The following is an 8691-nucleotide window of genomic DNA, read 5'->3' as shown; positions in this document are numbered from 1 at the left end:
TCCTCGGCGTTCCACTCCAGGAAGTGCGCGGCGACGCCGACCTCGCCGCGGGCCTCGGCGAGCGGCTTGCCGCTCTCCAGCGTCACCGTACGGGCCAGCTCGTCCTGCCGGGCGCGCATCAGGCGCGCGGCCTCCTTCAGGATCTCCGCCCGGTGGTCCGCGGGCGTGGACCGCCAGCCGGCGAACGCCGCGTGCGCGCGTCCGATCGCCTGCCCGATCGCCTCGAGCGACATGTCGGGCACGCGGTCCACGAGCGCGTGCGTCGCCGGGTTGAGCACAGCAAGCTGCGCCGACGACACTGCGGTTCCCACCATCCTCGGCCACCTCGCCTGAGCCGGTCAGTGCCGTAGACCTTTACACGGCGGGGCTTGTGACATGTCAAGAGCGCGTCGTGGTATGTTAGCGGCCATGCTCTCCGCACCGGGGAAGGCCGGGGGCGCGTCCCTCGCGGATCGCGCGTACGACGCGATCAAGAAGGCGATCATCCAGTGCCGCCTCCGCCCGGGCGCGCGCGTCAGCGAGGCGCAGCTGACCGAGATGACCAACCACGGCAAGGCGGCCGTACGGGCTGCGCTGCAGCGGCTCTCGCACGACGGGCTGGTCGTGGCGGTGCCCCGACAGGGCTACATGATCAGCACGGTCACCGCGCAGGACGTCGTCGACCTGTTCGACGTCCGGCTGCTGCTCGAACCGGCCGCCGCACGGCTGGCGACCGGGCGGGTGGACCAGCAACAGCTGCGCGAGCTGGACCGGCTCTGCCACATCGGCTACCACCCGGACGACCCGGACAGCGTCGAGCGCTTCCAGCGGGTCAACAGCGAGTTCCACCTGCTCATCGCGGAGGCGGCCGGCAACCCGCGACTGACCAGGTTCCTCGCGACGGTGCTTGAGGAGATGCACCGCCTCTACTACCTCGGCCTGACCCTCGCCAGCCCGGACGACCCGGTGCACGAGCAGGGCCACCGCGACCTGGTCGAGGCGCTGGCGTCAGACGACGCCGACCGAGCGGAACAGGTGGCCAGGGACGGTGTCGTCGAAGCCAAGCGCAACAGCGTGGACGCCCTGCTGACCCTGCCGAGCATGCGTTCCGCCGAGCTCTGACCGGTCAGGGGCACTCCTGCAGTAGCCGTTCGGCGTGGGCGAGCTGCTCCGGGGTGTCGCAGTCCTGCCAGGGGCGCGGACGGGCGGTGGCGAACACCGCGAGCGGCCGTGGGCGCAGCGGCGTCAGGACGCCGTGCAGCGAGTTGCCGGTGTAGCCGGTGAGCGCGGCCAGCAGCGTCTGCGTACGCCACACCCCGGCCAGCCACTGCTCCCTGCCGGTGTCGTCCACGAGCACGCCGCCGGCCGCCGGCGGGTGCGCGAGCAGACTCAGCAGCCGTACGTCGGAGAGCTGCAGGAACGGCAGGTCACCGGCGACGACGGCGACCTGGTCGGCCCGCACCTGGGCCAGCCCGGCGCGCAGGGCCGGCACCGGGCCGCCGCCCGGCGGGTCCTCACGCGCCCAGGTGACCGACCGGCCCACCTGGGTCTGCTCCCCCACGACGACGATGCGGGTCGCCTCGGCGCACGCGTCCAGCACCCGGTCGAGCAGCCGCCGGCCACCCACCCCCCGCAGTGTCTTCGCCGGGTCGGCCATCCTCGTACCCCGACCGCCGGTCAACACCACGGCGTCGTACACGGGCGTCAGCCACCGATGGCGGACATCGGACGCGTCGGCTGCAGGAAGCCGGGGTCGTCGATGCCGTGGCCAGGCTTCTTCACCCACATCGCAGCGCGCCACCGGTCGGCGAGCTCCTCGTCGCGGACGCCCGCGCGCAGCGCGGTCCGGAGGTCGGACTCCTCCCTGGCGAACAGGCAGTTGCGCACCTGCCCGTCCGCGGTGAGCCGCACCCGGTCGCAGGCGCCGCAGAACGGCCGGGTGACGGACGCGATCACCCCGACCCGTCCGGGTCCGCCGTCGACCAGGAAGCGTTCGGCCGGCGCGCTGCCCCGTTCGTACGCCGGGTCAGGGGTGAGCGTGAACCGCTGCGCGAGCCGTTCGTGGATCTCGTCCGCTGTCACCATCGTGTCGCGGCGCCAGCCGTGCTGGGCGTCCAGTGGCATCTGCTCGATGAACCGCAGCTCGTAACCGTGCTCCAGGCAGTACTCGAGCAGGTCGACGACCTCGTCCTCGTTCACGTCGCGCATCAGCACCGCGTTGACCTTCACGGGGGTGAGCCCCGCGGCCGCCGCGGCGGCGAGCCCGTCGAGGACGTCCTCCAGCCGGTCGCGCCTGGCCAGCTCCCTGAACGTGGCCGGGCGCAGCGTGTCGAGCGAGACGTTCACCCGGTCCAGCCCCGCCTCGCGCAGCGCACCGGCGAGCCGGTCGAGCCCGATCCCGTTCGTCGTGACGGACACCTCGGGCCGCGGCTCGAGCGCGGTCGTCTTCGTGACGATGTCCGCGATGCCACGCCGCAGCAACGGTTCACCACCGGTGTACCTGACCTCACGGACGCCGAGCAGCCGCACCGCTACGTCCACCAGGTGGACGACCTCGTCGTCGGTGAGCAGCTCGGGCTTCGGCAGCCACGGCAGCCCTTCCGCCGGCATGCAGTACGTGCACCGCAGGTTGCAACGGTCGGTCAGCGATACCCGCAGGTCAGTGGCGACCCGGCCGAATGTGTCCAGCAGCGGGCCGTTCGTCGGTGCCGTGGTCATCCACCCAGGCTAACGTTTCGCACCGTCGAGTGCCTCCTCCGCGAGGTCGAGCAGCCGCGCGAAGTTGACGCTCCAGCCAACACCGAAGGCGTGCGGTGTGAACAGCGCGTCGGACTTCGGGTCCCACACCGCGGCCCGCACCCGCTCCTCGGTCACCGGCCAGCGCAGGTCGTACGGCACGAAGCCGCCGACCCGACCGGTCCAGGTGCGCTCGCCCTGCGGCTTGCGCAGCTCCTGCACCACGGCGGCGACGCACAGCCCGGCGGCCGTCCAGCCGACCAGCTTGCGCACGCGGTGCCGCTTCTGCTGCCTCTCGCCCACGTCGTCCCTCGTCTTCCTGCTCTTCGCCATGACCCCAGCGTAGGCGCCTGCCGGCACGGCGCTCGCACCGTATGCTCGCGGGGTGGCCAGCCTCCGGACCGCCGTCGTCGTCAACCCCACGAAGTGCGACGCCGAGCAGCTGCGCAAGGACGTCCACGCCCTGCTCACGGACGCCGGCTGGCCGCCGCCGGCGTGGTACGAGACCACCGCGGACTCCCCCGGCGCCGACCAGGCCACGCAGGCCGTACGGGCCGGGGCACGCATCGTGTTCGCGTGCGGTGGCGACGGCACGGTCCGCTCCTGCGTCGACGCGCTCGCCGGCAGCCAGGCCGCGCTGGCCGTCCTGCCAGCAGGCACAGGGAACCTGCTCGCCGGCAACCTCGGCCTCCCCACCGACGTCCCCGCGGCCGTCGACGTCGCGCTGCACGGCAACCGGCGGCGGATCGACGTCGGCCGGGTGGACGGGCTGCGCTTCGCCGTGGCGGCCGGTATGGGTTTCGACGCCGACCTGCTGCACGACGCGCCCGCGGCACTGAAACGGAGCGTCGGCTGGCTCGCGTATGTAGTGTCCGCGCTCAGGCACCTCGGCGGTCCCAGCCTCACCGTGGACATCGCGCTCGACGACGGGCCGCCCCGCAGGCACCGGGTCCGCACCGTGCTGGTCGCCAACGTCAGCGAGCTGCGCGGCGGGCTCTCGGTGGCACCGGAGGCGAGCGACCACGACGGCCGGTTCGACGTCGTCGTGGTGGCGCCGCGCCGTCCCGTCGACTGGCTCGGGGTGGTGTACAAGACGCTGCGCAGGCAGCCGCACGACCAGGTGCTCCGCCGGACGGCGGCCGCGGTGGACGTCCACGTGGTGAAGACGGTCGCGAACCGGCAGCTGGACGGCGACCCGATCGAGCCCAGCGACCGGCTCACCGTGCGGATGGAGCCCGAGGCACTGGAAGTCTGCGTACCGTAGCCGTTCACGCACCCACGTGCGACGCTTGTGCCATGGGACGGGTTACCGACCGCAGGCGGGTGCTCCGCGTCGAGGCGCACCGGCAGGTCACGCGACCGGACACGCTGGTCGCGGAGGAACCGCTCGAGATCCGCGTCGGCGGCGAGCCGCTGACCGTCACCATGCGCACGCCAGGTGACGACTTCGACCTGGTCGCCGGCTTCCTCGCCACCGAGGACGTGGTGACCAAGCCCGACGACCTGCTCGGCATGCGCTACTGCGCCGGCAAGGACGACGAGGGCCGCAACACGTACAACGTGGTCGACGCCACCCTCGCCCCCGGCCTGTCCGCCCCGCTGCTCGACGTGACGCGGAACTTCTACACCACCAGCTCGTGCGGCATCTGCGGCAAGGCCAGCCTGGACGCGGTGCGCCTCAACCAGCCGTACGACCTCGGCACCGACCCGACCGCCGTGCACGTCGACACGCTGTGGTCGCTGCCCGACCGGCTGCGGCAGGAACAGCAGGTGTTCGAGCGCACCGGCGGCCTGCACGCCGCCGGCCTCTTCACCGCCGACGGCGAGCTGGTGTGCCTGCGCGAGGACATCGGCCGGCACAACGCGCTCGACAAGCTCGTCGGCTGGGCGCTGCGGCAGGAGATGCTGCCGCTCGCCGGCCACCTGGTGCTGCTCAGCGGCCGCGCGTCGTTCGAGCTGGTGCAGAAGGCGCTGCTGGCCGGAGTACCGGTCGTCGCCGCGGTGTCGGCACCGTCCACGCTCGCCGTCGACCTCGCCGACGAGGCGAGCATGACGCTGGTCGGTTTCCTGCGCGGCGAGACGATGAACGTCTACACCCACACAGCACGCCTGACCGGCCTGGCGGACGTCAGCCCGTAGTCAGGTCGCTGATGTCGATGCCGAGCACGCCGTCATGCTTCTTCAGACACTTGCTCAGCACGGCGATGTCGCCCTCGCTGGCCTCGTCCACCCGGTAGCGCGCCTCGCTGCTGCCCGCCTTGCCCTTGCCACCGGAGCTGAGCGGCACCGCTCGCACCACCGGCGGGTCGGCGCACGCCTGCTGCACCCACTCGCGGTCCGCCTTGGAGACCGAGGAGTCGAAGTGCACGACCACGTACCGTTGGCCGAGCGCCCCGAAGCCGCTGTACAGGGTCGTGACCACTGCGACGGCGATCACGAAGGCGAGCGACGCGATCGTGATGACCACGATGCGGCGGGGATCGGGAGACCTGCGTACCGGCACAGGTCCAGCTTACGGTTCCATGGCTGAAGCAGTCCGAGCAGCCCGGAGGTGAAGGTGCCACTACGCATCGAGGACTACGCACTCATCGGCGACATGCAGAGCTGCGCGCTCGTCGGGAGGGACGGCTCCATCGACTGGTTGTGTCTGCCGCGGTTCGACTCCGACGCGGTGTTCGCCGCGCTGCTCGGCGACGAGGAGAACGGCCGCTGGCAGATCGCGCCCACCGGTGGCGGGCTGGCCACCACGCGCAGGTACCGGCCGGACACGCTCGTGCTCGAGACCCGGTGGGACACCGCCGACGGCAGCGTTCGCATCATCGACTTCATGCCGAACCGTGACGTCGCACCGGACGTCGTGCGCGTGGTCGAGGGCATCTCCGGCCGGGTCCGGATGTCGTTCGACCTGCGGATGCGGTTCGACTACGGGCACATCGTGCCCTGGGTGCGCCACCTCGGCGGCCAGGTGGCCGGCATCGCCGGCCCCGACTCGGTGTGGCTGCGCACACCCGTCGACACGCACGGCGAGAACTTCCGCACCGTCGCCCAGTTCGAGGTGCTCGAGGGCCAGCAGGTGCCGTTCGTGCTCACCTGGCACCCGTCGCACGAGCCGGCGCCGATGCCGGTGGACGCCGGTGTCGCGCTCGCGCAGACCGAGGAGTTCTGGCGCAACTGGGTCAGCTCGTGCACGTACACGGGGAAGTACCGCGACGCCGTGGTGCGGTCGCTGATCACGTTGAAGGCGCTCACCTACGCACCGACGGGCGGCATCACGGCGGCCGCGACCACGTCGCTGCCGGAGACGCTCGGCGGCGAGCGGAACTGGGACTACCGGTTCTGCTGGCTGCGCGACGCCACGGTCACCCTGGAGGCGCTCATGCGCGGCGGGTACACCGCGGAGGCGGGCGCGTGGCGCACCTGGCTGCTGCGGGCGATCGCCGGCAGCCCGCAGGACATCCAGATCATGTACGGCGTCGCGGGCGAACGCAGGATCGACGAGTACGAGCTGCCGTGGCTGAGTGGCTACGAGGGCTCGCAGCCGGTGCGGGTCGGCAACGCAGCCGCCGAGCAGGTTCAGCACGACGTCTTCGGCGAGGTGATGAGCGCGCTCCACCTCGGTCGCCTCAACGGCCTGCAGCCGGACGAGTACGCGTGGGCGATCCAGCGGGCGCTGGTCAACTACATCGCGGAACGGTGGCAGGAGCCGGACCAGGGGCTGTGGGAGATGCGGGGCGAGCCACGGCACTTCGTGCACTCCAAGGTGATGATCTGGGTCGCGCTCGACCGGGCGATCCGCACCGTCGAGGAGAGCGAGCTCGACGGCCCGTTGGACAAGTGGCGCGCGGTGCGTGACGACATCCACGCGGAGGTCTGCGAGAAGGGCTGGGACCCGGACAAGCGCAGCTTCACCCAGGCGTACGGGTCGAGCGAGCTCGACGCGTCCCTGTTGCTGATCCCCCAGGTGGGCTTCCTGCCGCCGTCCGACGAGCGGGTGATCGGCACCGTGGAGGCGATCCAGCGCGAGCTCACCACCGACGGCTTCGTCGCCAGGTACGACACCGTGCACACCGAGAACATCGACGGGCTCGCCGGCGAGGAGGGCACGTTCCTGATGTGCAGCTTCTGGCTCGCCGACGACCTGCAGCTCATCGGGCGCACCCACGACGCCCGCGAGCTGTTCGAGAAGCTCCTCGAGGTACGCAACGACGTCGGGCTGCTCGCCGAGGAGTACGACCTGACCAACCAGCGGCTGGTCGGCAACTTCCCGCAGGCGTTCAGCCACACCCAGCTGATCCGCACGGCGTACAACCTCTCCGAGCACGACATGACGCACCGCTCGTTCGTCCCGAACCCCTAGCCCGGTGGAACGGCGCCGCGGCCGCCCGCGTCAGGACCCGCGAAGGCGACACGGAGTGGGGGACGCATGGCCGGCGGCGAGGACTCGAGGAGCCACATCGAACGGGCGCTCGACGGCGACTACCACGCCCCCGTGGGGTCCCCGGAACGGGCGGCAAGCACCAACCCCCGCGCGGTGACGGTCGACGGGGTGCGGGCGATGCAGCGGTACCAGCGATACCTGGAGACGCGCTGGGGCGACCGAGCGCCCGTCCCAGGGACCGACCAGCGTCTCCGGGTCACCAGTGCGCCGGCGTACTGCGGTACATGACCGCACTCGACCAGCAGGTAGCCGCCGGCCGCGGCCGGGAGGCGCTCGACAACGAGCACGCGGGACACCTCAAGGCGGCCCTCGACTCCCCCAACGCGAGGCAGCACCTCGCTGCCGCGCTCATCCAGCAGGCGAACAACGAGCGTACGGCCCGCACTCGCAGCCCCGCGGCGTTCAGGGACTCTCCGCTGTCCACGATCGAGAACCCCAGTCACGCACTGGGGGTCATCCAGCGGCTGCATGCCACTAGCGAGCAGGTGGTCGCCGTCCGCGCAGCGCAACCACAGCAGGCCAGAGACGGTCGCATGAACCAGCAGACCCGGCCGACGGAGCGCGGGAAGTTCCCGCAACCGCCGTCGTTCCGGCCGCGGCGGCACTGCCGCCGCGGCCGGTGCCTAACCGGGCCGACAAGGCCAAGGAAGGGCCCACCGGCCGGCTACGCAGCGACGGCGGCCGGTGAGCTAGTGCGTTCCTACGGCCCAGCAGCCGCCGCTTGACCTCTAGACTGCTAGCCGGCACCGCCACGGTGACAGTCCTACGTACGGGGAAGTGATGTCCGAGTTCGACCTGGGTGACGGTGGCGAGGTGTACCGGCAGGGCGAGGAGGCCCTCGTCGAGTACACCCAGCTGCTCATGGGGCGCGGCGCCACCTACGGCCCCTCGATACCCGTCAACACGCCGCGCGAAGCCGTGCTCCACCTGCACGAGTCGAACCAGCGCGCCGCGAACGGCGAGCAGGTCTTCGACGCCGAGCAGGCGGACGTCCTGAGCCGCGGCCTGCCGACACCGCAGGGTCACGCCGCCATCGGCGCCGCGCTCGCCTCACCGGAGATGCAGCAACAGGGTCTCGTCGGCTATCCGAGTGCGGAAGCGTTCGTCGGCCAGGTGCTCGAGTCCACCCGGCAGGTCGAGACCCCCACGCAAGAGACCACGTACGACCCGAACAGCCGCATCGCGCGGCTGCTGAACGGGGAGGACGAGCGGACAACCGACCAGCCGCAGGTCCGCGCGGCTGCCGAACAGCTCGCCACCGGCCGGCCAGCGCAGCAGAACCCGAGCTACGAGGAGCTCGCCCGGGCGCTGGGCGGCGAACCGACCCCACGCAGCCAACCCGAACCACGCGGCCCGAGCCACGAGGAATTCGCGGCGGCCCTCGGCGACGAACCGACCCCACGCAGCCAACCCGAACCACGCGGCCCGAGCCACGAGGAATTCGCGGCGGCCCTCGGCGACGAACCGACCCCACGCAGCCAACCCGAACCACGTAGCCCGAGCCACGAGGAATTCGCGGCGGCCCTCGGCGACGAACC

The 8691-nt window shown here is 71.7% G+C and carries 12 protein-coding genes; 7 read left to right on the top strand and 5 right to left on the bottom strand.

Annotated features, from left to right (window positions below; genetic code table 11):
• The coding region (locus tag GEV07_29970) for an aldehyde dehydrogenase family protein (protein MQA06748.1) at nt 1-314 on the bottom strand (314 nt) is incomplete at its 3' end.
• Nucleotides 315-375: 61 nt separating this feature from the next.
• On the opposite strand from GEV07_29970, the gene GEV07_29965 reads away from it, so the two are divergent.
• Nucleotides 376-1101: an FCD domain-containing protein gene (locus GEV07_29965; protein MQA06747.1), complete on the top strand. Its 726-nt coding sequence runs from the start codon at nt 376-378 to the stop codon at nt 1099-1101.
• A gap of 4 nt (nt 1102-1105) precedes the next feature.
• Here GEV07_29965 and GEV07_29960 read toward each other — a convergent pair whose 3' ends face one another.
• From GEV07_29960 to GEV07_29950, 3 genes are read right to left on the bottom strand one after another with little or no spacing between them, the layout of a single operon-like run.
• The gene (locus tag GEV07_29960) at nt 1106-1636 is read right to left on the bottom strand and encodes an NTP transferase domain-containing protein (protein ID MQA06746.1); all 531 of its coding nucleotides are present in this window, start codon (nt 1634-1636) and stop codon (nt 1106-1108) included.
• A gap of 47 nt (nt 1637-1683) precedes the next feature.
• Nucleotides 1684-2697, bottom strand: a complete 1014-nt coding sequence (gene moaA, locus GEV07_29955; protein ID MQA06745.1) for a GTP 3',8-cyclase MoaA — start codon at nt 2695-2697, stop codon at nt 1684-1686.
• A gap of 9 nt (nt 2698-2706) precedes the next feature.
• Nucleotides 2707-3048 carry a hypothetical protein gene (locus GEV07_29950; protein MQA06744.1) on the bottom strand — a complete coding sequence of 114 codons (342 nt, stop codon included), beginning with the start codon at nt 3046-3048 and terminating at the stop codon, nt 2707-2709.
• 52 nt (nt 3049-3100) lie between these two features.
• Here GEV07_29950 and GEV07_29945 point away from each other — a divergent pair, with 52 nt between their 5' ends.
• Together GEV07_29945 and fdhD are read left to right on the top strand one after the other, a co-directional pair.
• Nucleotides 3101-3979, top strand: coding sequence for a diacylglycerol kinase (locus GEV07_29945; GenBank protein ID MQA06743.1), 879 nt, complete (start codon nt 3101-3103; stop codon nt 3977-3979).
• Between the two features lie 32 nt (nt 3980-4011).
• Complete coding sequence (gene fdhD, locus GEV07_29940; GenBank protein MQA06742.1) at nt 4012-4854, top strand: formate dehydrogenase accessory sulfurtransferase FdhD; 843 nt, start codon at nt 4012-4014, stop codon at nt 4852-4854.
• On the opposite strand, the gene GEV07_29935 is transcribed toward fdhD, so the two are convergent.
• The gene (locus GEV07_29935) at nt 4844-5218 is read right to left on the bottom strand and encodes a hypothetical protein (protein ID MQA06741.1); all 375 of its coding nucleotides are present in this window, start codon (nt 5216-5218) and stop codon (nt 4844-4846) included. The two genes, fdhD and GEV07_29935, sit on opposite strands and share 11 nt — an antisense overlap.
• A gap of 54 nt (nt 5219-5272) precedes the next feature.
• Between GEV07_29935 and GEV07_29930 the strand changes: the two genes are divergently transcribed.
• From GEV07_29930 to GEV07_29915, 4 genes are all read left to right on the top strand, one after another.
• Nucleotides 5273-7072 (top strand): glycoside hydrolase family 15 protein, encoded by a 1800-nt coding sequence (locus GEV07_29930; protein ID MQA06740.1) that lies wholly within the window; start codon nt 5273-5275, stop codon nt 7070-7072.
• 66 nt (nt 7073-7138) lie between these two features.
• Nucleotides 7139-7381, top strand: coding sequence for a hypothetical protein (locus tag GEV07_29925; protein MQA06739.1), 243 nt, complete (start codon nt 7139-7141; stop codon nt 7379-7381).
• Entirely contained in the window at nt 7378-7878 is a 501-nt protein-coding gene (locus tag GEV07_29920) for a hypothetical protein (protein ID MQA06738.1), read from the top strand. The genes GEV07_29925 and GEV07_29920 overlap by 4 nt, the downstream gene beginning before the upstream one ends.
• A gap of 55 nt (nt 7879-7933) precedes the next feature.
• A partial coding sequence (locus GEV07_29915) for a hypothetical protein (GenBank protein ID MQA06737.1) occupies nt 7934-8691 on the top strand: 758 nt, incomplete at its 3' end.

The organism is Streptosporangiales bacterium, assembly GCA_009379825.1.
Lineage (GTDB): Bacteria > Actinomycetota > Actinomycetes > Streptosporangiales > WHST01 > WHST01.
Note: the sequence above shows the minus strand (reverse complement) of the source record. Positions and strands in the feature narration are given on the sequence as shown.